General features: G+C 55.2%; 32 protein-coding genes. 26 read left to right on the top strand and 6 right to left on the bottom strand.

All coding sequences use genetic code 11. The features are described from left to right. Nucleotides 1-217: 217 nt before the first annotated feature. The 4 genes from AAIG39_RS22635 to AAIG39_RS22620 form a co-directional block, all read right to left on the bottom strand. Entirely contained in the window at nucleotides 218-703 is a 486-nt protein-coding gene (locus tag AAIG39_RS22635) for a DUF5683 domain-containing protein (protein ID WP_196594954.1), read from the bottom strand. Between the two features lie 14 nt (nucleotides 704-717). Continuing rightward, nucleotides 718-1,281, bottom strand: a complete 564-nt coding sequence (locus tag AAIG39_RS22630; RefSeq protein ID WP_122008383.1) for a recombinase family protein — start codon at nucleotides 1,279-1,281, stop codon at nucleotides 718-720. 715 nt (nucleotides 1,282-1,996) lie between these two features. Then, nucleotides 1,997-2,932, bottom strand: coding sequence for a hypothetical protein (locus tag AAIG39_RS22625; RefSeq protein ID WP_057056247.1), 936 nt, complete (start codon nucleotides 2,930-2,932; stop codon nucleotides 1,997-1,999). A gap of 29 nt (nucleotides 2,933-2,961) precedes the next feature. Continuing rightward, nucleotides 2,962-4,551, bottom strand: a complete 1,590-nt coding sequence (locus AAIG39_RS22620) for a site-specific integrase (protein WP_122008382.1) — start codon at nucleotides 4,549-4,551, stop codon at nucleotides 2,962-2,964. Nucleotides 4,552-4,788: 237 nt separating this feature from the next. On the opposite strand from AAIG39_RS22620, the gene AAIG39_RS22615 reads away from it, so the two are divergent. From AAIG39_RS22615 to AAIG39_RS22585, 7 genes are all read left to right on the top strand, one after another. After that, entirely contained in the window at nucleotides 4,789-5,664 is an 876-nt protein-coding gene (locus AAIG39_RS22615) for a ParA family protein (RefSeq protein WP_032636742.1), read from the top strand. After that, entirely contained in the window at nucleotides 5,657-7,027 is a 1,371-nt protein-coding gene (gene dnaB-PI, locus AAIG39_RS22610) for an SPI-7-type island replicative DNA helicase (RefSeq protein ID WP_032636744.1), read from the top strand. Before AAIG39_RS22615 ends, dnaB-PI begins: the two co-directional genes overlap by 8 nt. Further along, complete coding sequence (locus tag AAIG39_RS22605; protein WP_032636746.1) at nucleotides 7,024-8,724, top strand: ParB family protein; 1,701 nt, start codon at nucleotides 7,024-7,026, stop codon at nucleotides 8,722-8,724. The genes dnaB-PI and AAIG39_RS22605 overlap by 4 nt, the downstream gene beginning before the upstream one ends. Continuing rightward, a complete protein-coding gene (locus tag AAIG39_RS22600) occupies nucleotides 8,717-9,427 on the top strand; it encodes a DUF2786 domain-containing protein (RefSeq protein ID WP_032636747.1) in 711 nt (236 codons plus the stop codon). Before AAIG39_RS22605 ends, AAIG39_RS22600 begins: the two co-directional genes overlap by 8 nt. A 9-nt stretch (nucleotides 9,428-9,436) precedes the next feature. Further along, nucleotides 9,437-10,024: a DUF2857 domain-containing protein gene (locus AAIG39_RS22595; protein ID WP_020899225.1), complete on the top strand. Its 588-nt coding sequence runs from the start codon at nucleotides 9,437-9,439 to the stop codon at nucleotides 10,022-10,024. Beyond that, complete coding sequence (locus AAIG39_RS22590) at nucleotides 10,021-10,269, top strand: ParE family toxin-like protein (RefSeq protein ID WP_032636750.1); 249 nt, start codon at nucleotides 10,021-10,023, stop codon at nucleotides 10,267-10,269. Before AAIG39_RS22595 ends, AAIG39_RS22590 begins: the two co-directional genes overlap by 4 nt. Before the next feature lie 99 nt (nucleotides 10,270-10,368). Further along, the gene (locus AAIG39_RS22585) at nucleotides 10,369-11,607 is read left to right on the top strand and encodes an STY4528 family pathogenicity island replication protein (protein WP_032636752.1); all 1,239 of its coding nucleotides are present in this window, start codon (nucleotides 10,369-10,371) and stop codon (nucleotides 11,605-11,607) included. 34 nt (nucleotides 11,608-11,641) lie between these two features. On the opposite strand, the gene AAIG39_RS22580 is transcribed toward AAIG39_RS22585, so the two are convergent. Beyond that, nucleotides 11,642-11,866 carry a hypothetical protein gene (locus AAIG39_RS22580; RefSeq protein WP_139152775.1) on the bottom strand — a complete coding sequence of 75 codons (225 nt, stop codon included), beginning with the start codon at nucleotides 11,864-11,866 and terminating at the stop codon, nucleotides 11,642-11,644. Nucleotides 11,867-11,934: 68 nt separating this feature from the next. On the opposite strand from AAIG39_RS22580, the gene AAIG39_RS22575 reads away from it, so the two are divergent. From AAIG39_RS22575 to AAIG39_RS22500, 16 genes are all read left to right on the top strand, one after another. Next, on the top strand, nucleotides 11,935-12,660 hold the full coding sequence (locus AAIG39_RS22575; protein ID WP_032636754.1) for a PFL_4669 family integrating conjugative element protein: 726 nt from the start codon (nucleotides 11,935-11,937) through the stop codon (nucleotides 12,658-12,660). Nucleotide 12,661: 1 nt separating this feature from the next. Then, the gene (locus tag AAIG39_RS22570; protein ID WP_032636756.1) at nucleotides 12,662-13,216 is read left to right on the top strand and encodes a hypothetical protein; all 555 of its coding nucleotides are present in this window, start codon (nucleotides 12,662-12,664) and stop codon (nucleotides 13,214-13,216) included. A gap of 15 nt (nucleotides 13,217-13,231) precedes the next feature. Further along, nucleotides 13,232-15,241: a DNA topoisomerase III gene (locus tag AAIG39_RS22565; protein ID WP_032636758.1), complete on the top strand. Its 2,010-nt coding sequence runs from the start codon at nucleotides 13,232-13,234 to the stop codon at nucleotides 15,239-15,241. A gap of 635 nt (nucleotides 15,242-15,876) precedes the next feature. After that, nucleotides 15,877-16,347 carry an STY4534 family ICE replication protein gene (locus AAIG39_RS22560; protein ID WP_032636760.1) on the top strand — a complete coding sequence of 157 codons (471 nt, stop codon included), beginning with the start codon at nucleotides 15,877-15,879 and terminating at the stop codon, nucleotides 16,345-16,347. A gap of 61 nt (nucleotides 16,348-16,408) precedes the next feature. Next, nucleotides 16,409-16,945, top strand: a complete 537-nt coding sequence (locus tag AAIG39_RS22555; RefSeq protein ID WP_032636762.1) for a single-stranded DNA-binding protein — start codon at nucleotides 16,409-16,411, stop codon at nucleotides 16,943-16,945. 64 nt (nucleotides 16,946-17,009) lie between these two features. After that, on the top strand, nucleotides 17,010-17,252 hold the full coding sequence (locus AAIG39_RS22550; protein ID WP_032636764.1) for a DUF4160 domain-containing protein: 243 nt from the start codon (nucleotides 17,010-17,012) through the stop codon (nucleotides 17,250-17,252). Continuing rightward, entirely contained in the window at nucleotides 17,236-17,484 is a 249-nt protein-coding gene (locus AAIG39_RS22545) for a DUF2442 domain-containing protein (protein WP_004115558.1), read from the top strand. The genes AAIG39_RS22550 and AAIG39_RS22545 overlap by 17 nt, the downstream gene beginning before the upstream one ends. Nucleotides 17,485-17,620: 136 nt before the next feature. Beyond that, complete coding sequence (gene pilL2, locus AAIG39_RS22540) at nucleotides 17,621-18,286, top strand: PFGI-1 class ICE element type IV pilus protein PilL2 (RefSeq protein WP_032636767.1); 666 nt, start codon at nucleotides 17,621-17,623, stop codon at nucleotides 18,284-18,286. After that, nucleotides 18,283-19,041, top strand: coding sequence for a hypothetical protein (locus tag AAIG39_RS22535; RefSeq protein WP_160840699.1), 759 nt, complete (start codon nucleotides 18,283-18,285; stop codon nucleotides 19,039-19,041). The genes pilL2 and AAIG39_RS22535 overlap by 4 nt, the downstream gene beginning before the upstream one ends. An 11-nt stretch (nucleotides 19,042-19,052) precedes the next feature. Further along, entirely contained in the window at nucleotides 19,053-19,775 is a 723-nt protein-coding gene (locus tag AAIG39_RS22530) for a TIGR03759 family integrating conjugative element protein (RefSeq protein ID WP_006785960.1), read from the top strand. Further along, a complete protein-coding gene (locus tag AAIG39_RS22525; RefSeq protein ID WP_006785961.1) occupies nucleotides 19,754-20,389 on the top strand; it encodes a lysozyme family protein in 636 nt (211 codons plus the stop codon). The genes AAIG39_RS22530 and AAIG39_RS22525 overlap by 22 nt, the downstream gene beginning before the upstream one ends. A 5-nt stretch (nucleotides 20,390-20,394) precedes the next feature. Further along, a complete protein-coding gene (locus AAIG39_RS22520; protein WP_006785962.1) occupies nucleotides 20,395-20,928 on the top strand; it encodes an integrating conjugative element protein in 534 nt (177 codons plus the stop codon). After that, a complete protein-coding gene (locus AAIG39_RS22515; protein ID WP_006785963.1) occupies nucleotides 20,928-21,500 on the top strand; it encodes a restriction endonuclease in 573 nt (190 codons plus the stop codon). Before AAIG39_RS22520 ends, AAIG39_RS22515 begins: the two co-directional genes overlap by 1 nt. A 10-nt stretch (nucleotides 21,501-21,510) precedes the next feature. Next, on the top strand, nucleotides 21,511-21,999 hold the full coding sequence (locus AAIG39_RS22510) for a hypothetical protein (RefSeq protein ID WP_006785964.1): 489 nt from the start codon (nucleotides 21,511-21,513) through the stop codon (nucleotides 21,997-21,999). After that, complete coding sequence (traD, locus tag AAIG39_RS22505) at nucleotides 21,992-24,091, top strand: type IV conjugative transfer system coupling protein TraD (protein WP_006785965.1); 2,100 nt, start codon at nucleotides 21,992-21,994, stop codon at nucleotides 24,089-24,091. Before AAIG39_RS22510 ends, traD begins: the two co-directional genes overlap by 8 nt. After that, nucleotides 24,084-24,842, top strand: a complete 759-nt coding sequence (locus tag AAIG39_RS22500) for a TIGR03747 family integrating conjugative element membrane protein (protein WP_006785966.1) — start codon at nucleotides 24,084-24,086, stop codon at nucleotides 24,840-24,842. The genes traD and AAIG39_RS22500 overlap by 8 nt, the downstream gene beginning before the upstream one ends. 90 nt (nucleotides 24,843-24,932) lie before the next feature. Here the strand turns inward: AAIG39_RS22500 and AAIG39_RS22495 are convergent, their stop codons facing one another. After that, nucleotides 24,933-25,280 carry an FxLYD domain-containing protein gene (locus tag AAIG39_RS22495; RefSeq protein ID WP_016808262.1) on the bottom strand — a complete coding sequence of 116 codons (348 nt, stop codon included), beginning with the start codon at nucleotides 25,278-25,280 and terminating at the stop codon, nucleotides 24,933-24,935. A 184-nt stretch (nucleotides 25,281-25,464) separates the two neighbouring features. Here AAIG39_RS22495 and AAIG39_RS22490 point away from each other — a divergent pair, with 184 nt between their 5' ends. From AAIG39_RS22490 to AAIG39_RS22480, 3 genes are read left to right on the top strand one after another with little or no spacing between them, the layout of a single operon-like run. Further along, complete coding sequence (locus AAIG39_RS22490; protein WP_006785967.1) at nucleotides 25,465-25,812, top strand: integrative conjugative element protein, RAQPRD family; 348 nt, start codon at nucleotides 25,465-25,467, stop codon at nucleotides 25,810-25,812. Continuing rightward, complete coding sequence (locus tag AAIG39_RS22485; protein ID WP_003029734.1) at nucleotides 25,812-26,054, top strand: TIGR03758 family integrating conjugative element protein; 243 nt, start codon at nucleotides 25,812-25,814, stop codon at nucleotides 26,052-26,054. Before AAIG39_RS22490 ends, AAIG39_RS22485 begins: the two co-directional genes overlap by 1 nt. Before the next feature lie 35 nt (nucleotides 26,055-26,089). Then, nucleotides 26,090-26,476: a TIGR03745 family integrating conjugative element membrane protein gene (locus AAIG39_RS22480; RefSeq protein WP_006785968.1), complete on the top strand. Its 387-nt coding sequence runs from the start codon at nucleotides 26,090-26,092 to the stop codon at nucleotides 26,474-26,476. The last annotated feature ends 8 nt before the right edge of the window (nucleotides 26,477-26,484 follow it).

The raw sequence follows: 26,484 nt of genomic DNA, 5'->3' as shown, positions 1-26,484 counted from the left end.
AGAAAAGCAAAAACCCAGCCATAGGCTGGGTTCTCTGAATGAGTGGTGCCGGACTCGGAATCGAACCAAGGATTCGTTTCTATAACAACGAAATCACCGAATAACAGTAAGTTACCTTTACGCTTCGATTCCGAATGTACCACTATTTTGTACCATACTCAATGGCTGCAAGTACGTCCTTGAAAGGGGCGTTGGGCCATTAACGATGGTCAAACTATCACTCTATGGTTTTCAACACTGATATGTCATCATCGGAAAGTACTCCACTTTGTTTTAGCGGTACTAACAAAGCTAGGAACTCCAAAGGATCTTCCTTTAGTTTTTTCATGCATATCTCTGCAATCAGCCCATTTTTCTTATTATTAAATTCCTCCTGATTAATCATGCCAGCACTTAAGAGTGCGGACAGTTTTTTAATTTTTCCAATGAAATCAGAAGAGTCAATATACTGTTCATCTTTTTGCTCATCCTTTTCAATTTCTGCATTAATTGCCTTGGCTGATGAGTGAGCATCAAAACAACCATAAATAGCTGGGATTAATGCTAGTGGAAGAAATAACACCCCCAGTATACATGCACAAACAAACAGCATAATTCCTTTGAGTATGTGCCCGTTATAAATCTGCCCGCTACCACTAATTATAAATGATAAAATTGCTGCCAGAGATGGATCTTTAGATTGCTTTAGAGTTTGTTCTGCCATGAAGATTATCCTTGTCAAAGGTTCAAAAGGTCTGGACGTTCATTTCTAATGATGCGATAAATACTGGTTATGCCAATCCCCAACTGTCGGGATATCTCCGGTTTGCTCATACCGTTTTCGACCATTTTGATGACTTCTTGAGATTTATTTCTGGCCGTCGCTTTCCGACCTTTGTACTTGCCCTTCAGCTTTGCCAGTGCAATTCCCTCTGCTTGTCGTTCCAGCATCATCTCGCGTTCAAACGTGGCGATGGCTCCGATCATGGTCAACATCAGTTTTCCGGTCGGCGTCGCCGTGTTAATGCCGATGTTGAGGATGTTTAACGCTACGCTTTTACCCTGTAGGTATTCGGATATCTCCAGCAGATGGCGGGTATTACGGGCGAGGCGGTCGAGTTTTGTCACTTCTACGGTGTCGCCTTCACGTACAAACTCCAGTAGTGCCTGTAACTCGGGGCGATCATCCTTTGCCCCGCTTATCTTCTCTCTGAATATCTTCTCGCAGCCGGAAAGAGCAGCGAGTTGTGCATCCAGACTTTGCCCGGTGGTGGACACGCGGGCGTAGCCGACAGTAGCCATGTGAACTCCTTACCCTGCCAATAGGCCATGCCCTAAAGATCTGCCATCACCGCTACGGTGGAATGCTACACACGACCCTGCCACAGAGTCGGTTTGGCATTTTGGTAGGTTTTTTCAGCATATCATGGTTATTGGCAGGGGGACAATTAGTTAAAGGGTGTGGGTCAGGCTGGTTCGTCAGGCTGGTTCCGGTGATGGGAAACCCGATGACAAAGCTTTCAGAATAGCAGCAAGAAAGGCGGTCAGTGCTGCTCTCGCTGCTTGCCATAAGATACGTTTCAGACTCATTGTACGGCCCTCCAGCATTCACTTGGTGGGTAAGTGTCGGGTGGAAGTCTGAACGCCACCTGATGCGTTTGAGAGCGTTTTACGGGGTAGTACATCATCGAAGAACTCCTGTGTGGTTAATTACAACCTCCTTATACCGACGCAGGCTGATTCCGTTGATTTACAGGGCATACTGGCTTTATTGATGTGCTGAAAGCTTGCACTTTTTTTATGCTTCTCACGGTCTTTGTTTTCGTTGTTGCCTTAAGGGATTTATATCTTTAAACTACCGAGAGAATAGATGAATTTGAGTAGTTAAATATTAGTAAACCTATAGAATCCTATATAAGGGTGTGTTGGGGGACGTTTAAAAGGTTACAACGTTTGAACAGCCCGAAAGCCCCGTCCTGTGAGGCTTTCTTTGTAACTTTTCCTGTAACCTGCCCGTTTAAATTCCGTATGTTCTGAGATACGCCCGCCGGAAGTGGACATCACGCGGTTTCTCATAAGGAATGCCAAGTCGTAGAAGCAGGTTTTCCATTTCGCGGAGGGGTTGTGTAGGGCGTTTAAGCAGAAAACTACACATGTTTTGCTCTGCATTGTAAGCATTTCGCACGGACGTGCTGTTTATTCGCATTTCGGGACCCGGACGAGCAACACATGCCTTCCGCAGGCAGTGAGCATAGCAATCTTCCAGCCGAATGAATCTTTTCAGGTGGCGGACGGCCTGAAGCCATGTCTCCTGTTCCTCATGTCTGACCCTGATTAGCGTTACACCGGGCAGATTTTCCCTGAACCACCTGTCCCGTCGTTTATCATTTAGCAGATAACGCGTTGTCCTGTGAGCAGCCTCATCGAATTCAATGATGAACTGGCGTTTAGCTGTTTCCCCTTTTGCCATATCGGTATACCACTGTTCGGTAAGGAAGAAATCCACCCGATAGCGGCCAATAAGTTTCTGCTGCTCAAGCTCATAATGGACAAAATCCGGCTGGTTTCTCAATTCGGATATCAAATCGCGTAATCTGATGCCAAACTGCCCTTCAAGCCTGCTTTCTCCGGGCCTGACTGGTAGCTCTAAACCCGCTTTTTGTCCGATGGCGTCAATGAGTGGCTCGTTCTGGCTGCTGTGGATGCTGTAAGTAAGCAGGGCAAGAGCATCATAAGCAGAAAACCAGCCATTTTTATCGGGAATAATGCCGTCAATTAGCCCGGATGTGCAGCGTGACAGGACATTTTCGGGAGCCTTGAGTAAATTTGCGTGTGTACGCTGCACCCATTGCGTGAATCGTACTGCCTGAGGTGTCCTTTTCCGCAAGAAATCAACGGAAACATGGGGGACCCCGTCAACGATCCGCCAATCGGTATCAGGAATTTTTAGCATATCGATAATCTCCAGTGAGTTACTGTGCCTTATACCGCTGAAAGTTGCTTATTCAACCGTTTTAGCGCCAGTCTGGGGATTTGCTCAATGAGTACCCGGCTTGTTTCAATCAGATAGCTGCCATAACGCCGTGGAACGGAGCCGGGTACATGCCCGAGAATATTGTTCTGCGTATCTTCCCGGACGTCCAGAGCACGGCATTGGGTAATGAAGTAGTGCCGGAAGCTGTGAGAGGGCTTAACTTCCTTACGGACACCATGCTTACGGATCAGCCGCCCCCACCAACGACCGTAGTTGTAGGCGTATTTGTCGTTAATGTCAGATTTCTCCGCAAAGAGTTGACCTTCTCTGGTGTTGACGAAATCGATAAAACCCAGTTCCAGTATATGGCTGTGTATCGGTACGTAACGCACGGATCCAGCAGTTTTGACTGATTGCTCTTCCCCCATCTGGATTTTGAAGCAGGGAACACCGAAAGCATCGACAATATCGGACCTGCGTAACTGTCCGATCTCCTCAACGCGAGCACCTGTATAGTAAAGAATTATCGGTACCCAGTAGGCCATTTCGCCATAGAGAGACGGCTCGCCGTGGAACAATGGTAGTCGGAACATCGTCCTGATTTCGTTATCAGTGAACGGGATATCCTCGTTGATTACCTGCACTTTTTTACGCATTTTGAAACTGTCGAAAGGATGTTCGTCCAGCAGATCGTCTTCGAGTGCGACTCTGAACATGGCTGACAGATGCATGAAGATGTTTCTTACGGTGTTGGCGCTAAGTTTTTTCCCCTGTGCTTTGGTCTGCTCCTCCAGTGACAACGAGTTGACGGACTTACTGCGGTTAGCTGGAGCCTGTTCCAGCAGAGCACGAAACGCCGAGAGGTCGCCTTTTGAGATATCCCGTATGGGTTTATCACCGATAAATTTGATGAAGCGGTTAGCCGATGGGGTGTAATCACGGATTCGCGATGCCTCCCTGTCAGGCTCGGTGCGGCTGATGTGTGCTTTGTAATGCTCGAACAGACCCGCGAAGGTCAGGCTTTTCTGTTTCTGCGTGGCGGTAATGGCGGCGTATGTTGGAAGTTCATCAAGGATGTACATTTCCGCTGTACTGAGTCTGTGCTCAGCCAGACGCCATGCGAGCTTTTGTCGCCATGCAGGAGTCAGTACCGCTGGTGTCCACCGAAGAGCTTCTTCAAGTTCTGGCTGCATTAGTTGGGTGACAAGCCGGAAATCAGCTTCGCCTGCCCGCTCACCTTTACGCAGACATTCGCTTAACTGCCCGTTATCAGCGGTCAGGCCATAGCCCTCATCGTATTGCTGTACATAACGTGCTTTGATGATTTCCGGTTGCTGGAGGATTTTGGTCATCCATACTGAGGCGATTACTTCTGTGTCATCCGGTGTTATTGAGCGTTCTGCTCTGGCGTTCTGAATGATCGCGTTGATTTCAGCCAGTGCGGCAGGAGCTTTGAGTTTGGCATGCTCAAGGTCTTTCGTCTCAAGAGAGCGTTTAAGTTCACCTTTGCCGATAGCGGAACGTAGCTCCTGAGGAACCGCTTTGCGGATGTAGTAGGTGCCGTTACGGTCTTTGGTAGGCTTTATCATAATGCCCATTTTGTACCACCTTTTTGTACCACCGGGAAGCGGGGCCGGAGGAAATTAAAAAGAGGTAACTACTGATAAACCAACAAGTTGTTGACTCAGAAAGCAAAAACCCCCGCCGAAGCGAGGGTTATAAATGAGTGGTGCCCGGACTCGGAATCGAACCAAGGACACGGGGATTTTCAATCCCTGAGTCAAAGTTAATAGTTTGTAAACAGGCGTATTTGCATACTGTAAAGAGTGTGCAAAATGAAAATACTTCCCGTTATCTCTCCCAAAGGTGGAGAAGGCAAATCCACGTTTGCTGCTTACCTTGCCGGTTTCCTTGCCGATGCTGGCCTGAACACCCTCCTTGTGGATGCAGACTATTCCCAGCCCACAGCCAGCAGTATCTTCGCGCTGGAGCATGAATCCCCTTGCGGCCTCTATGAACTGCTAATGCAGATGGTCAGTGACCATACGCAATGCATTTCGCAGACCGCCATAAAAAATCTCGATGTCATCTACTCTAACGACCCGGACGAGCTGTTGCCGACCGCGATGCTCCACGCTGCAGACGGCCGTCTTCGCCTGCGTAACATACTTCAGCATCCTTTCTTTAACCGTTATGACGCCATCATTGTGGATTCGAAAGGCGCAACAGGCGTCATGACCGAACTTTCCCTCCTGTCCTCTACCGGTAATGTGATGGGCGTTGTTAAGCCCATCCTTCCGGATGTCCGTGAATTTATCCGCGGCTCCCTTCATATGCTTACCCGCCTGAAAACCTATGAAAATTACGGTATCCGCCTTCCTGATATTTCCATTCTCGTCAACTGTATCGAAAACACCCTGCTTGACCGTGAAGCAATGGACGGTCTTGCCGCCATCATTAACGAAAAACACTACGACGCCTCTGCGCTGGGCAACCGTGACGTTTATCGTTTACTCGATACCCGTATCGAGGCGCTGGATATTTTCAAACTGGGGCACGTCAAGCAGCAGCCCGTGCATCGTCTGGAATACAAAACACGCCGCAAAGGTCCGGCCGCAGCCGTCACCATGCACGACCTCGCGTGTGAACTGTTCCCTGAGTGGCAGAGCCATTTCAGTGACGTTCTGACCCGGGAGGTGCGTCATGTCTGAGACGATGATGCCATGCTCTTATGAGGCTGAGCAGGCCGTACTGGGCGGACTGATGCTTGATAACGACCGGTGGGATGAGGTGATACTGCAAATCTCCCCGGAAGATTTGTTTTCCCGGCCGCACCGTATGGTCTTCCGCGTGATGGCCGAGCTGGCCGGAGAAGGGCTACCGCTCGATCTCATCACTATTACGGAACGGCTGGAGAACAGAGGCGACCTTGAACAGTGTGGCGGCTTTGCTTATCTGGCTGAAATGAGTAAAAACACGCCGTCTGCAGCCAATATCCTGGCTTACGCCGGGGTGGTGGCGGAGAAAAGCCGCCTGCGGCAGCTGATGACAGTGGGTAACAGTCTTCTTTCCGATGTGCAGGCCCCGAAAGCCAGCTCGGCCGGCATCCTTGAGTCGGCCGAAGGTAAGCTGTTTAACATTGCCGAACAGGGAGCCATGCAGCTCAACAGTGAGACCGGCGTTAACGAGGCGCTGGATAAACTGCTGACGCATCTGGAAAGTATGTCCGCCAGTGACGGCCTCACCGGGACACCGACCGGTTTCAGTGAACTGGACGCGATGACCTGTGGTCTCCAGCCCGGCGATCTGGCCCTGCTGGCCGCCCGTCCTTCCATGGGGAAAACGTCGCTGGCCATGGCCGCCTGCACCGCGGCCGTGGGCGCAAAACCTGACGACCACGTCTTTGTGTTCAGCCTTGAAATGCCCTCGGAGCAGCTGATGATGCGCCTGCTGGCGATGGAAGGCCGGGTGGAACTGTCCCGGCTTCGCAGCGGCAACATGGATGATGAAGACTGGGCTCGCGTATCCGCGGCTACCGGTCGCATTATTGAGTGGAAAAACCGTCTGATCATTGATGATACCAGTTACCAGACCCCGGCTACCCTGCGCGCCCGCGCCCGTCGCTATGTTCGCAAATACGGCAGACCCTCTCTCATCATGCTGGACTATCTGCAGCTTGTCCGCTCCCCCGAGCAGGAAAACCGCACGCAGGAAATAGCGGAAATTTCCCGCTCGCTTAAGGCGCTCGGTAAAGAGCTGGGCTGTCCGGTACTGGCGCTTTCCCAGCTCAACCGCCTGGTGGAGCAGCGGGCCGATAAACGCCCCAATAATGGTGACCTGCGTGACTCTGGTGCACTGGAGCAGGATGCGGACCTCATCATGTTTATTTACCGGGATGAGGTTTATAACCCCGGCACCCCTGATGCCGGCGTGGCTGAGATCATTGTCGGCAAGCAGCGGCAGGGGCCAACCGGCACGGTAAAAGTCAAATTTGACGGGCGTTACACACTGTTTTCGGAATTTCAGGAAGGCAGCTATGACTTCGGTTACCGCAGCGGGAGGAAACAGGCATGAGCCGTAAAAGTTCTAATGTGGGGGCTGCCATGCTGCAGCCCGGACGCCAGTCGCAGGCGGCCGGCAATATCAGCGTCATGCCGGCGGCTGAAATGCCCATGGTCCTGACGCTCGACCAGTTAAGCCCGAATCCTGATAATCCTCGCACATCACGCAATCCGCGTTATGACGATATCAAGACTTCCATCCGTTCGCGCGGGCTGGACACCGTGCCCAAAGTCACCCGTGACCCGGATGGTGAGCCAGATATGTACATCTTCAGCGACGGGGGTAATACACGTTATCAGATCCTGTCAGAACTGTGGCATGAGACCGGAGAAGACCGGTTTTTCCGCGTCCATGTGTTGTTCAAGCCGTGGCCGGGACGGCTGCAGTGTGTTATCGGCCATCTGGCAGAGAATGAAGTGCGCGGGGAGCTGAGCTTTATTGAAAAAGCGCAGGGGATCCATAAAGCCCGCTCTATATATGAAGAGCAGATGGGAAAGACGGTTTCGTTGCGTCAGTTGTCAGAGCTACTGACCCATGAAGGTTTGCCAGTCCATTACTCAACAGTCAGCCGTATGGAAGATGCGCTGAAATATCTTTATCCGTGGATCCCAGACCTGCTTGAGTCCGGGCTCGGCAGGCCGCAGATAACGGCGCTGCTGGCGCTCCGGCATGATGCGGAACGCGTGTGGGATGAGTTTTGCCTGATTTCAGACACAGGCGACAAATCCTTCAGCGACGTTTTTGGCCAGTGTTGTGGCCGTTTCAACTCACCGGAACTGTGGTCTCTGGAGATGTTTCGCGATGAATTTATCGGTGATTTACTGCAGGCGTTACCCCATCCGGAACTGGACTATGACCGCTGGATGATGGAACTCGATCCTAAAGAACGCAACCGCAGACATCACTTTGGCGAGCCGGAGACGGTTGCCTTTCCCGCCGCAAACAAGCCTGTTAATGCTGATCACGCCCTGCATACCACAGGCTCAGATGAGAGTGAAGGCGTCCCGCTACCTGTCTCCAGTTCACGTCCTGAGGTCTCAGGAGGGGCTGTAACGCCCGTTCCGGGTAATGCGTCTTCTCCTACTGAAACACCGATTAATGAGCCCCCCCGGCATGAGGTTCAGCCAGATATGTACGGTGCCGCGCCGGTTATTTCAGGTGAGAGCGGGGATGTTAGCGGGCTGGTTACCCTCTCCGATGGGTACGGAGAAGAGAATGGTGGAGAAGAGGACAATGGGGAGGATGGCCTGCTTTCTCTTTTAACACCAGAACCTGAAGTTGTCCTGCAGGATGACGCGCCGGTGACTAATGACAGCATCTGGCATGTGCCGGCCTATCAGGACGATATCGAACACCTGCAGAATACCGCTTTTCGTCTGGCATGGGAGCTGGGTGAGGTCCTTGGCTGCGAAGATGAAATTCTTCCTCAACGCGACAAGGACATGTCTGCCGGTTACGTCGGGGCAGGTGAGGTGTGTTCTGAAGCCGCCGCATTTCTGCTGGGCCTGACCGGCGAAGCGCCTGCGCTGCATCCTGCGGCAGGGGGGTGTGGTCTGCCGGAGCTTTTCACCGGCGGCCCGGGTGAGGGGGAAGCACCTGCCCTGACAGATGAAGATGCTCTGAAACTGCTCCGCCTGATGCGCGTTATGCGCCGTCTCCGGGAGCTGCAACGCGGTCTGACGTACGGGGAGGATAACAGTGATGAATAACTCACAGCGACAGTTGCGACTGCTGAATCTTGTCAGGAAACTGCTGAAGCTGGGCCGCAGCAACAGTAATGCCCATGAGGCAGGACTGGCTCTGCAGCGTGCCCAGAAGCTGATGGCCAGATACGGTATCAGCGAGCTTGACGCCGGCCTTACATCCGTGCGCGAAGCGTCTTCCCGCACGGCCCCTTCGGATGCTGAAAAAGTTCCGGAATGGATGGTGACCCTTGTCGGGGGCGTCTGTCATGCCTTTGGCTGCTGCGCTTATTACTCATGGCGTCAGACCTCTGCCGGGTATCGCCGTTCGGTAACCTTTTACGGATTCAGTGAAAAACCTGAGATAGCAGCCTATGCCTTTGATGTGCTGACGCGCCAGCTGAAAGATGCCACAAATTCTTATCTCAAAACCCAGAGTAAGCGGCTGAAACTGGCCACACGCCGGGCGAGAGTGGAGCAGTTTCGTGACGGCTGGGTATGCGGGGTGCGTGAGGTGATATCGGCGACTGACATCAGCAGCGAAGAGCAGCAGGTGATGAGCCACTGGCTGGAAAGTCGCAGTATGAAAACAGTCACAACCCGTGAACTGAAAGCCTGTCGCGGGGCGGATACAGCACGTTATCAGGGGTATGAAGCCGGACAAAATGCCCGTCTTCATCAGGGTGTCAGCGGCCGGGGTCCGGCAGCCATTGGTTACCGTCAGGATTAAGGGGGAAGGATGAACAGTTTATCTCAGGCTGCAAACGGATTGCTGATGCAGCTGGTTATGGATCTGAGAAGTGGCTATCTGCGCCGCTGCGAATCGCTGGGACTGAACCGCGAGGAAATGCAGATGCTGCAGGGGCTCTCGCTTGAAGAGCTTCACTACCTTTCCGGCAGTGAGGTGTCGATCATCAGTGTGGGCATCAATCACGGCAATCTGGTGCGCATGCTGCAGCAGGCCCGGACGGAGCAGAAACGGCTCCAGCGTATCGATCGGGCGCTGGCGCTGGGCGGCTCCATTGAACTGATGGCCAATTACTTCGGGCTATCCAGTACGGACGTGGCGGCCCGCCGTCGTATTGCCGGTATCGATGTCCGGCCGGGGCGCGGTAATGCACTGGGTGATGAGGAAAACGCCGCCCTGTGGCGTCAGTGGCAAAAGTCCGGCGTTGAAGATGCGGAAAGTGCTGACGGGCTGGACGTAATGATGCTGGCTGCAGAACAGATGAACGTCTCGCTGACGTCGGTCTGGCATGCGGTCCGCGGCTGGCACAAGACCCGGCAGCCTTCTCCGGCCCGAACGCCGGTAAGGAAGACGGCATGAAATACAGAATGGTTGCGCCGGGGCTGCGAGCTCCCCATGGTACGCCGCCGCAATGCTGTCAGAAGGCGTTACGTCAGGTTCGCCATTTCCGGCAGGGGGCGCGTAATTACACCCGGCTCGATGAGAAAGGCTGCGGTTACTACAAAATCGATCTCGGCCCGTTCTGGCGTCTGCTGAGTCGCAACGAAGGCCGGACATGGCTTCTTCTCAGCCACGAACGCTATAACAGCGCCATACGGAAATAGCAGCATGACAGCCTGTTTACCCTGCACCCGTACGCGTGTGCAGTACTAAGCATACTGACAGTTCAGAACGGCCGTGATGGCGGCCGAAAAGGAAAAATAATGAGTCTGCCTGCAGAAAGCCTGATTGCTTATACGCTGGATAAAATGAATGCCCGCCTTGCGGCCCGTCCCCGGCGGGATGATGGCAGGATACGTAACGGCCTGCTGTTTACCGGAAATGTGCATGATTCCATTCCCCGCCGCCTTCTGCTCGACACGCGGTTGTCACCACTGGACAAGATGGGCTGGATGATGATCCGGCTGTATGCACAGAATAATGAGGGGGCGGTTTTCCCCAGCTATGACGAACTGCAGCTGCAGCTTGCCTCACCCGGAAAGGGAAAAGCCTCAAGGGAAACGGTAAGCCGCGTCCTGCTGATGCTGCGAATAACCGGCTGGCTCAGCCTCTGTAAACGCGTGCGTGATGATAAAGGGCGGGTGAGGGGAAATATCTATGCTCAGCACGATGAGCCCCTGACGTTCAGCGATGCGGAAATGCTCGACCCCCGCTTCCTTGATACGGTGGCGGATGCCTGCCTGAGTAAAAACCGGACTATCAGCCAGACCGCCCGTGAAGTGCTCGACGATATAAAAAACGACCCCACCATGCGCCATTATCGCAGCCATCTTGCGCTGATCGAATCGCGTCTGGACCGCCCACAGACGGCCAGCCAGATGGCGAAACGTCATTACCGAATACCCTGTCCCGCCCCGGGTTCGGATACCGAACTCAGTCATAAACGGCCAGGAATCGTCGCTAAAAAACAGGGTTCGGATACCGAACTCAGTCCAGAAAGACACAACAATTCACTGAGTTCGGAATCCGTACTGCCAGTAAAAACAGGCAGTTATGACCGGGTTCGGAAACCGAACCATTACGTACGTAGTATCACACACAGTGTGAATAAAAATACGTACGTACCGGGTAAACCTGTGCTTCCCGACAGCCTGCATGAACTTGTGCCGGCAGAAGATATTGCCATGCTGACCGCACAGCTGCAGGCGCTGCCTGAAGAACAGGCACAACTTGTGCTGCTCAGCCTGCAAAAGGTGATGGCACGCCAGCAGCTCAGCAACCCGGTTGGCTGGTTGCTGGCCGTAATGAAAAAGGCCCGTGAGGGCAGGTTATACGCGCCCCGTCAGGCTGATGATTCGCCTGAGAGTGCCGTGCAAAAAAACGCTCAGCGTCCTGAACAACAGCTGTGGAAACCCGAACCACGCGCCTCTGCCCACCCGGTATCGGAGGAAAATATCAGGGATTTGGTGAAGAAAATTCGGGAAAAAATCATAAGTTCATAAGATTGCAGATTTTTACAGGCAGCGGAGCATGAAGTCATGCACCTTTGCCAGTGAAAATGCCAGCCAAAAAATGAGCGCTGTTGCCACTGGTAACGCTGGATAAAAAATGAGCACCGTTGCTACTGGCAACACTGGCTAAAAAGCGAGCACTGTTGCCAGTGGCAACACTGGTTAAAAGCCAGGCAATACTTCTTCGCCATAAAAGAGATGACGGTTCTGCAAATTTGTAACGGTGACGATCTGGTTTTAAGTTGTTCATATACCCCTCTCGCCCGGACTATCTCAAGCGTGTCAAAACTCATTACCCACTAAAGAGAGGCGTTAGACATGTCTGATGGTAAAACAAAGGGTGGAACAACCGCTTCACGAGCGGGGGCCCTACAGTCCTCTGTTAATATCCTGCTCCATACACATTATGCAATCCGGCTTTGGGAGGGCAGGAAACGTGATGCTCCGGACGAGACAGGGGTGAAAAAAAAGAGGCCTGAAATAATCAGCATGCCTCAAGCCATTGCGCGAGCTGGTAATGCTTCCCGAGACTCAGCGGCAGATAATCCCTATGCCGATATGGCTCTGGTACGGCTCGAAGAAGCCCTGCAACGAGCAACACTTAAAATTAATGAAAACGTCAGTTCACTGGATTCCATATTGTCAGCCGTACCCAAAGGGGTAACGCTCTCGGAAGTTGAATCAGCCGATCCGTTAAATGTCAGCGTTTTCAGCCGTTCACCGTTAGGATACCGGTGCGTATGGCTTCTGGTTGGATATGATCAGTTAGCAATGAAAGCTTTCCAGGCTTTTCATTACGGACTGATTTCGCGTTCGCAACGTGACGCTATCCTGGACAATGGTGGCCATGCTGTTCGTCAGGTCTATGGCGTGATTCAGCCTTACCGAACACTTGCAGTGACTCGCCGTGATATTGCAGAAAAAACCACGCAAGGGCTTGTTGCCATTGAGCGAAATGGCGAACCTGATCCGGATGTGTTAAGCGGTAAAAAACGTTCTTCGTTCTCACCTCCGCTTAAAAACACCATAGCAGAGGAGGAATAATATGATTCGCCCTGTGTTCCTCCTCACCTCCTTCTTTTTACTGAGCGGATGCGCAACAACGGACTGGGCTGCGATTAATAAACAGGTCAGCGATACCGCTGCGACCCTGACAAAAACGTTAGGCGGCAACAGCAGCGGAGAAAGTGGCGGGATGCCGCTGATGAGCCCGGCGGGGCAACAGGCCATGCAGTCCGTCGATAAAACGTTCTCCGTGCCGGTCGATGTGGATACCGCGGCGGCCCGCTTGAAGCGCCATTACAAATTTATCTCCACACAGGAGCTTGAGGCACTGCGGCAGGCCGCAAATGACGGGGACTGGAAAGCGGCGGCTGAAGATGATGCGCATCCCGTCTGGGACGCCATGCCGGGCAGCTACTACAAAATGGGCTCCGACTGGAACGGACGTGATCACCTGGATATCGAAATCGAGAAAAACGGGTCCGGCAGCAGGCTCTATGTTGTCTATCGCTCATCATCATCACAGCGTCTGGCCGGGTCCGGCGTCACGAAGCTGATGAATGATGTCCGCGCTGTTGCGGCGGGTGAAAAACGCTGATGCGGGAGGCAACACATGCAACTCTTTCTGTGTGAAAAACCCTCCCAGGCAAAGGATATTGCCCGCGTGCTGGGTATCAGCAAGCGTGAGCAGGGATTTATCAGCGGCGGTAACATCGTTGTGACCTGGGCGGTCGGCCATTTACTCGAAACTGCCAGCCCTGAAGCCTATGGCGAGCAGTATGGCAGGCCATGGCGTGCCGATGTTCTGCCTGTGCTGCCTGAGGCCTGGAAAATGGTCGTCAAAGAGCAGACAAAATCGCAGTTCACCGTTATCAGTAAGCTGCTCAAAAAGGCCTCTGAAGTGGTAATCGCCACCGATGCCGACCGCGAGGGAGAAGTTATCGCGCGTGAGCTGCTGGAATACTGCCACTACAGTGGCGCGGTGCGCCGGCTCTGGTTATCAGCCCTGGATGAGGCCAGTGTGAAGGAAGCACTGAGCAGTATTCTTCCGGGGGAAAAAACAGCCCTGCTGTATGATGCCGGCAAGGGCCGGAGCCAGGCTGACTGGCTCATCGGTATGAACCTGACCCGGCTTTATACCCTCAAAGCCCGTGACTCAGGGGTGTCAGAAGTGCTGTCCGTCGGGCGGGTACAGACGCCGACGCTTGCCATGGTGGTTAACCGGGATAATGAAATCACGTCCTTCGTGCCAAAGCCCTGGTGGCAGGTACATGCGCTTATTGAAAAAGAGGGCGTCCGGTTCCGGGCTGGGTGGGTGCCCGTTGAGCAGTACTGTGACGAGGAAAAGCGTTGCATCAATCCTCAGGCAGCCCGGGCGGTGGGACAGCTTTGTCAGCAGCAGGGCAGGGCTACGGTACTGGAGGTGACACAGAAGCGGGAGAAAACGGCTGCGCCGCTCTGTTTTGACCTGGGCACCCTTCAGCAGGTCTGTTCCCGAAAATTCGGAATGGGCGCAAATGAAGTGCTCGCCATTGCTCAGTCACTTTACGAAACCCATAAAGCGACCACCTACCCCCGGACAGACTGCGGTTTCCTTCCAACTTCGATGCAGCAGGAAATACCCGACGTTCTGGCGGCAGTGGCAAAATCCGATCCCGCTGTGGCCCCGGTACTGAATCAGCTGGACAGGCAGTTTGTCTCGCGTGTCTGGAATGACAAGAAAATCACCGCGCACCATGCCATCATTCCCACCCGACAGGCATTTGATTTGTCGCGCCTTAGCGCCGATGAGCTGAAGGTCTACCATCTGATTCGCCAGCATTATTTCGCCCAGTTCCTTCCGCTGCAGGAATCTGACGTGACGGAGGCGTCTTTCAATATCGGTGGCCAGCTGTTCCGTACACGCGGGAAAGTCGGTGTGGTGACGGGCTGGAAGTCATTGTTCCAGGCTGAAAAAGATGACGATGAAGAGGACGTCGACGGTGACAGTATGGCGCTGCCGGCACTGGCAAAAGGGAATATTTGCGCTGTCACCGGTTCTGAGGTTAAGGATATGAAAACCAGTCCGCCCAAACCGTTCACGGAGGGGATGTTGATTGCTGCCATGAAGAACTCGGCCAGTTTCGTCAGTGACCCGAAGCTGAAGAAAGTGCTGCGTGATAACGCAGGTCTGGGCACAGAGGCGACGCGTGCGGCAGTACTCGAAACCCTCTTCAAACGACACTATCTGGAGAAAAAAGGGAAGCACATCCACTCAACGCAGATGGGCCGGGAGCTGATTGCGGCCCTGCCGGAAACGCTGACGAGCCCGGGCATGACCGCATTATGGGAGCAGGCACTGGATGATATTTCGCAGGGGAAAATGTCGCTTGCGGTCTTTATGCAAAAGCAGCTGCAGTGGACCCGTCACCTTGTCGAAAAAGGCCGCCAGGACAGTGTGAAAATCACCGCTCCCGTCACGCCTCCCTGCCCGTTATGTAAAGGCCCCACACGTAAACGTAAAGGTAAAAATGGCGATTTTTGGGGGTGCATACGCTATCCGGACTGTGAGGGAATTATCAGTACAGGTAAGAAGAAAGCAGCGAAGCGTAAAAAAACATCGGTTAAGGCTAAAACAGAATAATCCGCGCAGTATTGAACTATTTCACTGTACAACCCCGGGGCGGGTTCTGCTATTGTTGCCAGGCTTTGATGCATAGGTGCCCCGCTGGCCACGGTGCTGTAAGGTAAACTTTAACGGGATTTACCCGCAGCAGGCCTGGCAGGAAGTTATTGCACACTAACTGACCTGTAAGACGCATGCACTCCGTGAAAACCGCGTCGGGATTATTCCCCGGAGACAGATGAGACGACCGCAGGTTAAGGCACTGACCCCAGGGCACCGGAGACGGTGCCCTTTTATTTTTACGGATCACGTTTTCCATTTTGACCGTTGACATTCCGGGAGGACGGTTTAATTATAAAAGTGCTAAACCGTCGTTCATACGACCACCAATGATTCAGTAGCCTGTGAGAATCGCCTTCGGGTGGCTACAGCGAAAGCTCCTGTAACCTGAAAGGGAGCAAACTTTGGTACATCTGCGCACCTTTGAAAGCAGATATCGCCTGTACAAGCGCATTACGACGCGGCGATGAAGGTTCCTTCAACATACCAGACTCTCAGGATTCAACCGATCCTGACCCCCGACGGGAAACTACTCCCGTCAGGGCACATGGTTTCTCCGTCGTACCTATTTTTACCTCCATGGAGAAAACATCATGTCTGCAAACAACACTTCTGCATCTGCAAAATCTGAGTACTTCAACCTGACTATCAAAGGCATCGGGTATCTCAGCAACATTCGCCAGGTTAACCATCAGAATGGCTCGTTCCTCAGCTGCGTAATCAATGCACTGAGTGGTCCGACTGATAATCCGGCCTACGTCCGTTTTGACATTTCTGTCGCAGGTAAAGAGGCTACCAGCCTTATCGCCCGCTGCCAGAAAGCCGTCGATGAAGACAAGAAAGTCCTGTTGGGCTTTAACCTGAGTAACCCGTCCACGGACATATTTACGCTGAACAAAGGCGACCATGCCGGCGAACAGCGCGTCAGTCTGAAAGCCCGCCTGATAAAGGTGGACTGGATAAAAATAGGCCAAGACATGGTTTACAAGACTGAAAAATCTGACTCCATGCCGCCGCAGAATGGCTCTGCCGCACAGCAAAACTACGCAGAGAACTCATTCTGATGCGCACCTGACACACCCCGTTCGCGGGGTGTTTCTTTTATTCCCTACAGGAGAAATGATTATGTCCTCACGCGGCGTTAACAAGGTTATCCTTGTCGGAAACCTCGGCCAGGATCCTGAAGTTCGTTATATTCCTAACGGCAGTGCAGTTGCCACCCTTTCTCTGGCCACGTCTGAGAGCTGGCGCGATAAGCAGTCCTGCGAACAGAAAGAAGTGACCGAATGGCACCGGGTGGTTATGTTCGGCAAGCTGGCAGAAATTGCGGGTGAATATCTGCGTAAAGGCTCCCAGGTTTACATCGAGGGCCAGCTGCGCACACGCAAATGGACCGATCAGGCCGGCCAGGATAAATACACCATAGAGGTGGTGGTCAATATTGGTGGGACCATGCAGATGCTTGGCGGTCGGCAGTCCGGCAGCGGTCAGAATACGTCTTCCCGTAATGACTGGGGCCAGCCTCAGCAACCTTCCGGACCGAGTCACAGTGGCCAGGCTTCCGGCAGCAGTGCCGGTGCGCCGCCGATGGACTTCGATGACGATATACCGTTCATTGGATTCGGGTATGGAGTACCAAAATCGGCAATCCATGCACTCTGAACAGCCTTTATGGCAGTTGCTCTGAACTTACACATAATCCGGTCAGCATTTAAGGATAACTGACATGCCTGTTATACCGAGGATCAACGGTTTCCGGTTCTTTTTTTATTCTAATGAAGGTAACCCGCTCGAACCTGCACACATTCACGTAATGAAAGCAGGTAGTGAAGCCAAATTCTGGTTAACGCCATCAGTGGCACTGGCCAGTAACGATGGGTTTAATTCACGGGTATTAAAAGAACTGACGGGGATCGTTGAAGATAACCAAGCATTGTTTCTGGAGGCCTGGAATGACTATTTCAGCTAAACGGGTCAGCTTCGATGAGGCCACGATGTGGGTTGAACTCAACGACGCCCGTACCATCGGTGTGCCGCTGGCATGGTTTCCACGCCTGTTGCATGCTTCAACTGAACAGCTTAACAGCTATGAACTGAGTCCCCGTGGTATCCACTGGGACGCGCTGGACGAAGACATTTCTATTGCGGGTTTGCTTGAAGGCCGCGGCGATGTGACCCATCGTCCCCATAAAGTAGCCTGACAGCGCGCTATTAGTGAAAAACGCTGGCTTTTGCCGGCGTTTTTTTTCATCAACGGAAAATCAGTTGTTAATTGAGTGAAACCGGACCGATTCCGCACAGTGAGGGCTGTTTTATCACTTTACAGGAAAATTCCGGATGAAACGTAACACCTCTCATAACGTATTTTCACCAGGCAGGCTTGCCACTGTTCTTCCCCTGCTGCTCCTTGCGGGCTGCGTTTCCCAGCCGCAAAATCTGCAACAGCGTGCGCCTGCCGACCCGACACCCGGCACCACCGTCACCCGCAACGTTCAGCCGGTCTCTCCGGACGAGTATGCGCGGACGCCGGAAGTGGTGCGCTACGATCGTTATCTGCTGGTCAGTACCGATCCGCAGGCGGCCCAGCGTGACCCTCTCTCGCAGATTATTGATATTCGCATCCCGTCATCCCTGCATCCTACCGTGGCGGATGCGCTGCGTTACGCCCTGCGCCAGTCTGGTTATTCCCTGTGCGCGACCGGCTCCGCCAACGGCGTGCTTTACCGCCAGGCATTGCCGGCAGTCCAGTACCAGCTGGGCCCGATGCGCCTGCGTACTGCCCTGCAGGTTATGGCCGGTCCGGCCTGGCAGCTGGAAGTGGACGATGTGCAGCGGGTGGTCTGCCACATCCTGCGCGATGGCTACCAGCTGCCGGTCTCCCAGCTTCCGCCGCCGGTCAGCACCTGGTCCACGCCTGCGCCGTCAGCAGTGTCACAACCGGCCATCAGAACACCTCAGTCAGTACCCGTTAAACCTGTCAGCGGAGGGTTTCTGAGAAAATGAGCGAACAGCAACCATTCCATACGGACCCCGCGCCGGCCCGTAAAAGATTCAGCTGGCGTCCCCGCCGCCGTCTCATCTGGGGCGCTGCCGGCGGTGTGGCGCTGGCTGGCATTCTGGCGCTGGGCTACACCGCCTTCAGTCTGGGCATATCAAACCTTGATGAACGCCTTACACGCCTTGAATCTCAGGGCAGTACAGCGGCCACTGTTGAGACAGTCGCGACCCTGCAGTCAGATGTGACCATGCTCAGAGCCGGTCTGCAGGACACCCGGAAAAAACTTGGTGAGATGCAGCAGGAGCTGAGCGCTGCTGCGAAACAGGCCGGCAGCGACGACGCCGTGCGTCAGTCATTGCGAACCCTTCAGGACGCCCAGCAGGGGCTGGAAACCCGCCTGAGTGCGCTGACTGAGCAGCTGACAGCGCTGAAATCACAGCCGGCACCCGCACCCGCCGCACCTGTCGCCGCACCGGTCAAAAAAAACGCGCCTGCTGCAAAAAAGCCCCGTCCCGCTGACACACGTCGTGCTGCTCCGTCCCTTCGCGTGGCCCGCAATGCGCCTTTTGTGCTGACGGGCGTGGAGAAGCGGGGGGCAGAGTCCTGGGCTGCCATCGCGCCCCGGGGCTACAGCAGCCTGTCGCAGGTGGCCCTGGTCGGAGAGGGCGAAACCGTTGCCGGCTGGACGCTGGTCAGTGCCGGTTATGGTGAGGCGACGTTTCGGGTTAACGGCCGCCTGACCGTGCTCAGAGCAGAATAACGGAGCGAATGATGAAACTGAAACACACCTTTTTAGCCGCCATGCTGCTGAGTCCCCTGACCCTGGCCGCGACCACATCAGGACAGACGGATGTCAGCCGACAGGAATCAACACAACGGGCGGACTCCGCACAGCAAAACCTGCAGCAGCAGGCCGGTCAGTGGGGACTCAGTGCCGACGATTATCAGCGTTATCAGCAGCTGATGAAGGGACCCCGGGGTACCCAGTCGCCGGGTCTCGATCCGCTTTCCACCCTCGGTATCGAGGCGCAGACGCCGGCAGAGCGCCGTAAGTTTGCTGAAAAGTGGGTGAAGGAAGAGTTTGCCCGCACCCAGAAAGAGCTTGATTTCCAGCGTGAGGTGAACGCGGCCTGGCAGCGCCTGTATCCGGGCACACTGCCGGTCAATATGGGGAACGCCTCCGGCGTGGCGCACGACAGTGGCGGCCGGCTGGCACTGTTCGTCAGGTCAAAAGACTGCGCAACCTGCGACGCGAAACTGTCTGCCGTGCTGGCTGACAACCGGCCGGTGGACATCTATCTGGTCGACAGCCAGGGCAGTGATGATGCGCTTCGCAGCTGGGCGCGGGACCATCACATTCCCGTGGAAAAGGTCCGCAAGCGCCAGATCACGCTTAACCACGACGGCGGCCGGTGGATGCGCTTTGGTAACGGCCTGATGCCGGTTTTACTGCAGCAGGCGGGAGACGGTAAATGGGCAATCGCAGCATTCTGACCGGCGCGCTGGCGCTGGGCTTACTGATGGCGGCCGTCCCTGACGGCCATGCTGACCAGACGGTGCCGGAGGGTTACGTCCGCGTGGCCATGGCGCACGGCGTGCCCCCCGAAGCGCTTTACTCGGTATCACTGAGCGAGTCTTCGCGCAAACTTCCCCGCGGAATACGGCCATGGCCCTGGACCATCAATGTGGCAGGCAAAGGGTATCGCTATGAGACGCGCCTGCAGGCCTGGCAGGCGCTGCAGGTCTTTATGAAGCGTCACCCGCTTAAGCGCATCGATGTCGGTATTGCCCAGGTCAATCTGGGCTGGAACGGTCATCATTTTGCCTCGACGTGGGATGCGTTTGACCCTTACACCAACCTGAACGCCGCCGCCACCATTCTGCGTGAGTGCTGGGCGCGTAAGCCAGGCAGCTGGCTGGATGCGGCCGGCTGCTACCACCATCCCGCAGGTGGTCAGCCTGCTGCACGTTACCGCGCCATTGTGAGAGGGCATCTGGCAAAAATCAGCCCTGCACCCCGCATTTCTGCGCCGGCAGCTGAAGCGCCCCGCTCGGTTGCTGCGCTCACCCCCGATCCAGGCTTCGTCTGGACTGAACCCGGGAGATAACCCTGATGAAAACGCTGTCCTTACTGCTGTTTACCCTCCTTCCCCTGACCGGCCATGCTGAACTGAATGTGATTGCTGATCTGGGCGGTGAAGATGCTGCGCCGTATTTTGAGGCCGTTAATAAACAGCCCGGCATGCCCGGCGTCAGTGACGTACAGCCTTCACGCCAGCCGGACCACGGTGTTCCGCTGGCTGACGGGATGGCGGGTATGTTACCCGTTAACACACCTGAACTGAGCCCGGGGAATACAGCAGACCGGCCGCTGCAGTTGCCCGGCATTGGGGCGTTGTTTCTGATCGGGGATGATGCTCTGTCCCGTGAATGGCTGAAAGCCAATGCCGGCGCGCTGGCTGAACAGCATGCGGCCGGGATGATAGTCAACGTCACAGACATGGATACCGTGCGCGAGCTGCGCGAGCTGGCACCCGGTGTCAGCCTGGCCCCGGCTTCCGGCAGCGAACTGGCCCGTCGCCTGCAGATTGCGCATTATCCGGTACTCATCACCGATACCGGCCTGACGCAGCAGGTTAAGCCGTGATGAGCGCGCCAGATATCAACGGTCTGCTGATGGCGCACCCTTACGGGGCGGTCATACTGGTTGTCCTTTTCCTGGTGGTGATGGCCTTTCTGAACCTGCGTCGGCGGGAGAAAGCCAGCACCCGCCGTCACCGGCGATACCGGGCAACGGCGGGGCGGGTACTGGATAAACTGACCCGCCTGCCGGGAGACGGGCAGCGTCTGAGCTATCTGCGCAAAGTCAGTCCCTATGTCTTTGAAGAGCTGTTGCTCTCTGCCTTTGAACGCCAGGGGCTGACCGTGGTGCGCAATGCCTCCTACAGCGGTGACGGCGGCCTTGATGGTCAGGTCATCATTGACGGTGAGCACTGGCTTATCCAGGCCAAACGGTACAGTCGTGCTGTTTCCCCCGCACATGTTGAGGACTTCGACCGGCTTCTCCTGCAGTCCGGCCGCCGGGGGCTGTTTATCCACACGGGCCGTACCGGAAAAATGAGCCGCACCATTCGCACGGCGTCACCGCGTCTGCGCATCATCAGCGGGCAACGCCTGCTGGCCATTCTCGCCGGTCAGGACGTCCGGCAGTATCTCTGAGGAATCTTTTATGCACATCTTCCTGAACAGCCTGCGTTACGCGTTGTGGCTTGTGTTCTGTTTATTCCGTCATGCCGTTTTCGTGCCTGCCGCTTTCGGCGGTGTCTACCTGCTCGCCTGGCTTGTTTTCGGCCATCCGGTCAGTGACCTGAACGACCAGTTGCAGAAGGAGGCAACGGCATGGCGCACCGCGCCGCCCGGACATTACATGTGGGAGGAATGCCCGGCGCCTGATAATGCGGCTCCGCCTGATGCAAAGCCGGCAGCCTGTACCGTCACTGCCGTCTCCACAGAAACCGCGGCGAACAATTACCTGCTGTCATTGCGGGCTGTATGGATCATTTTTTTCATCCTGTCGAATGTTCTGTATGTGCTCTGGCGCTTACTGGCGGATGCCCTGCGTTACCACTCCCTTTCCTGCAGGGAAGCCGGTGCCGGGAGGGGAACGTATATCCGTATAGCCGACGGTAAAATTATAAAGGAGGCAGACGATGAGTAACCGTTACGTCATTGAGGCCCTGCTGCGTCCGGCCGTTGAGCTGAATACCGCCGTGGTATCGGGCATGGCGGCGTATGTCTGTGTGCAGGCACCCTGGGCTGTCGCTCTGGCTCCGTCTGTCAGCTATGTCACCGCAGCCGGGTTTGCGGCGCTGGCCGTCACCCGCACGCATCAGGGGATGAAGATTATTCGCTACCGCCGGAATCTCCGCCGCCTGCCGCGCTATGTCATGAGTACTAAACAGATCCCCGTCAGTCATCGTCGCCTGTTTCTAGGCCGGGGGTTCCGCTGGACGCAGAAACACACCCAGCGGCTGCAGGATACGTTGCGCCCTGAAGTGGCCCGTTACCTGCAGCCAAACCGCTTTTACCTGGGGGCGCGTCAGCTCGAAATGATGACAGAGCACCGTCTGCCCTGGCTGGGTAAGCTGCTGAGTGCCGATACGCCGCTGAACCCGGTGCGGCCATTACCACCGGTGGGCGGCAATCCGGCGCTGCACGGCATCGAGCCCGACGAAAAAGACGTCACCCTGGCTCTGGGGGAGCGCGTTGGCCATACGGTGGTGTACGGCACCACGCGCGTCGGGAAGACCCGGCTGGCAGAGCTGCTGGTCACCCAGGATATCCGGCGGGGTGAAGTCACCATCGTGTTTGATCCGAAAGGCGACGCAGACCTGATGAAACGCGTCTGGGCAGAGGCCCACCGGGCCGGACGCGGGGACAAGCTGTATATTTTTCATCTTGGCTGGCCTGAAATTTCAGCCCGTTATAATGCCGTCGGGCGTTTTGGTCGCGTGTCAGAGGTGGCGTCCCGCGTGGCCGGTCAGCTGTCGGGTGAGGGGAACAGCGCGGCATTTCGCGAATTTGCCTGGCGGTTCGTCAACATCATCGCCCGTGCGCTGGTCGCCCTGGGTGAGCGCCCTGACTACACGCTGATCATGCGCTACGTGAACAATATCGCCGATCTCTATATCCGCTATGCGGAAAAAATCATCCAGGCGCAGCTGCCGGCTCTGCAGACGCAGATTGAGAATAATCAGCAGGTGCTGGGAGAGGACGACGTGCCCCGTAACATGCAGGGTCAGCCGGATGCCTTACGTATCTGGGCCATTGAGGTTGCCCTGAGTTCAGAAGAGGGTAAAAAACTCTATGATCCCATCCTTGACGGGCTGCGGTCAGCGGTACGTTATGACCGTACTTACTTTGACAAAATCGTGGCGTCGCTGCTGCCGCTGCTGGAAAAACTGACCACCGGCAAGACCGCCGAGCTGCTGTCGCCGGATTATCAGGACATTGACGACACGCGGCCGATTTTTGACTGGGAACAGATCATCCGTAAAAAAGCCGTGGTGTATGTGGGGCTCGATGCGCTCAGTGACAGTGAAGTGGCGAGCGCGGTCGGTAACTCCATGTTCGCCGATCTGGTGAGTGTGGCCGGGCACATTTATAAACACGGTATCAATGCGGGCCTGCCGGGCGGGAAAGAAGGGAAGTCCCTGATTAACCTGCACTGCGATGAGTTTAACGAGCTGATGGGGTATGAGTTTATTCCTCTCATCAACAAAGGGGGCGGTGCCGGCATGCAGGTGACGGCCTATACCCAGACGTCTTCTGATATTGAGGCACGCATCGGGAATGCGGCCAAGACGGCCCAGGTACAGGGTAACTTTAACAACCTGATTATGCTGCGCGTCAGGGAGAACCGCACCGCCGAGTTGCTGACCACGCAGCTGCCGCAGGTGGAGATTTACACCAAAACGCTGGTCTCCGGGCACCAGGACACGGCGGATGTCAATGCAGACCAGGACTTCACCTCAAGCACCCAGGACCGCGTCGGGACGGTAAAAGTCCCACTACTGGAGCCGGCCGATATCGTGACGCTACCAAAAGGGCAGGCGTTTGCCCTGCTGGAAGGAGGGCAACTGTGGAAAATCCGCATGCCGCTGCCTGCCGGGGATGCTGATGATGTGCTGATGCCGGAAAGTATTGAGAAAATAGCGGAGGAGATGCGGCGCAGCTATCACAGCGGCGAATCCTGGTGGCGGGACGGCCCGGCCCTGAACGTGCCGGTCACAGGAGGGGCGAATGGCTGAGGTAAAACGTCCCCCACAGCAGCAGACGCTGCCGGAACGCAAGCACGGCATTCTGTATAATCTGCTCTGGGGCTGGCCATGGGCCCTGGTGGGCGTGGTGCTGTCCTCGCTGCTGCTGAGCCTGCTGATTGAATATATCGGCATCGCCTTCTTCTGGCCGGAAGCCGGGGCGGCGCACAGTGAAGCGGTCATGAACACCGAGCTGGGGTGGCTGTCCACAGAGTTCACCCGCAGCCTGCTGCTGTCTGAGCCATCGGTGACGGTTGTGCGCTGGGTTAGCACCGCGTATCAGTGGGCCTTTGTGGACAGTGGCTTCCTTGACTGGGTCCGGCAGCAGTATGCGCACCAGATGCACAGTGACAATGCAGTCACGCGGGAAATCAACAGCTGGAGCGGCTGGCTTGCCGGCTACCTGCGTGAATACCTGCTGGCCACGGTATGGATAAGCATTATCACACTGGTACGCGTCACCATCCTGGTGCTGTCCGTCCCGCTGTTTGTGCTGGTCGTGGTGGTGGCCCTGGTTGAGGGGCTGGGGCGGCGTGATCTGCGGCGTTACGGGGCGGGGTATGAAAGTTCTTTTGTCTATCACCATGCCAAGAAACTGGTCAAACCGGCAGCCGTGGTGCCCGCCATGCTGTACCTTTCCTGGCCCACTGCAGTCTACCCCAATCTGCTGTTGTTGCCGGCGGCTGTCCTGTTGGGTATCGCCGTGACCGTGACCACTGCCTCATTCAAGAAGTATCTTTAAATCAGGGCTGGACGGAGGCGTGCAAAACTTGTTTTGCGCGCCTGCCGTCAGCAGACAAGCCATGAAACCACTGTTACTGGCGCGTCAGTGTCAGTTATTAAATACCGTCAGTTCTGTCACTTTGAAGCTGTCTGGCTTGTTGGTTATGCTGTCGTAGGGTGCCTGTAGCTTCCATTGCTGACCCGGCTCCAGATTTTCAGCCATCGCTGCCGTATTTCCTATTACTGCCCCATTCTGAAGCAAGTTGAATTTGACAATTACAGTCTTCACAGGCCCACCTGACACGTTTGTTCCCGTGCCTTCAATTTGCTGCAAACCATTTGCTGCTGTGGCGAAATGCAGGTCTGAAAGTTGGACTTTGCCAGTACCGTCGGCCGCAAGAACAGGGCCGGTAATCAGTGCAGTGATTAACGTGGCCTTCAGAACAGTCTTCATCATTTTCATTTTCCCTCTGTTTACCGTTGAGTTTTCTTAATATCACAATGAACCTTTATTTACAGCTAAACCTGCCACCGGCACTGACCTGCAATTAATTTTGAAATTCCTGTTTAGGGTTTATCGCTGACCCGACGCTCCCTCTTCCGCATCCTGTCCGCACCCCTTAATCCTTCTGGAGGTGCGTATGAACTCAAATCGTCCGGCCATGCGGCGCAACCGTCGTGTCCCGGGCATCACTGGCCTGGTATTGCTGACCTTTCTGGCATCAGCTGCTGCACAGGCATCCGAGAAAGACGAGCTTGCGTCTGTTCAGCGTCAGCTGGACCAGGTTCAGGCGTCGCTTGAACGGGCCCGCGTGGCGGCTGCACAGGCCGACCCGGCTGACCGTGGCCGCTTTTTCTTTGATTACCGTCAGGCCACATCCGATCTCAACACCATCCGCAGCGGCATTGACCGCTATCTGGAGCCCTCCCGCGCGCAACCGCGTGACCCGTCTTATGTGGCCGGTAATTACCGGCGGGAGCGGCCCTGATGCCCATGACATCCGAACAAACGAACGCGTTTAAAGCCGGCTCCGGCAGTCTTGATGTGAACATCCTTCATCTGCTCTGCATCGGGGCACTGCTGGCATTTCTTTTTTTATGGGCCGCGTGGGCGCTGTCGGATGTCTGGACCGGCTGGAGTAACACCAAAGTGCGGGACGCGGCCCTGGGGCGTTTTGCCGTCCGCACCGTGCTGCTGTTGCTTGTGTGTATCTGGATGTTTGCCAGTTAACCCGATTATGAACGTTAAGTCAGGAGATGAATTCCATGCACCATTCTGAGTCTGTTGTTGCCCGCCTGCGCCGTCTCGCCAGTCGTACGCTGACCCGCGCCGGTACGCTTGCCCTCCTGGGCTGGCTCACCTGCAAACCGGCCTTTGCGGACTTGCCAAGCGTTGAAGCGCCTGAATCCGGAGGCGGAAGCGGGCTGTCCGGACAAATCAAGGGCTACCTGCAGGACGGCATTGTTATCGGGGGGCTGGTCGTGGCGGCCGTTGCCTTTATCAACGTTGCCATTGCCGCCCTGCACACCTTCACCGAAGTCCGCAATGAGAAAGCCACCTGGACCAAATTCGGGGCCATTGTGGTGGTGGGTGTGGTGCTGCTGGTTGCCGTTATCTGGCTGCTCGGCAAGTCTGCCGACATTCTGTTGTAGGAGCCTGC

The organism is Phytobacter palmae (genome assembly GCF_039409775.1).
Taxonomy (GTDB): domain Bacteria; phylum Pseudomonadota; class Gammaproteobacteria; order Enterobacterales; family Enterobacteriaceae; genus Phytobacter; species Phytobacter palmae.
The sequence above is the reverse complement of the archived record's forward strand: the minus strand, read 5'-3'. Positions and strand labels throughout refer to the sequence as shown.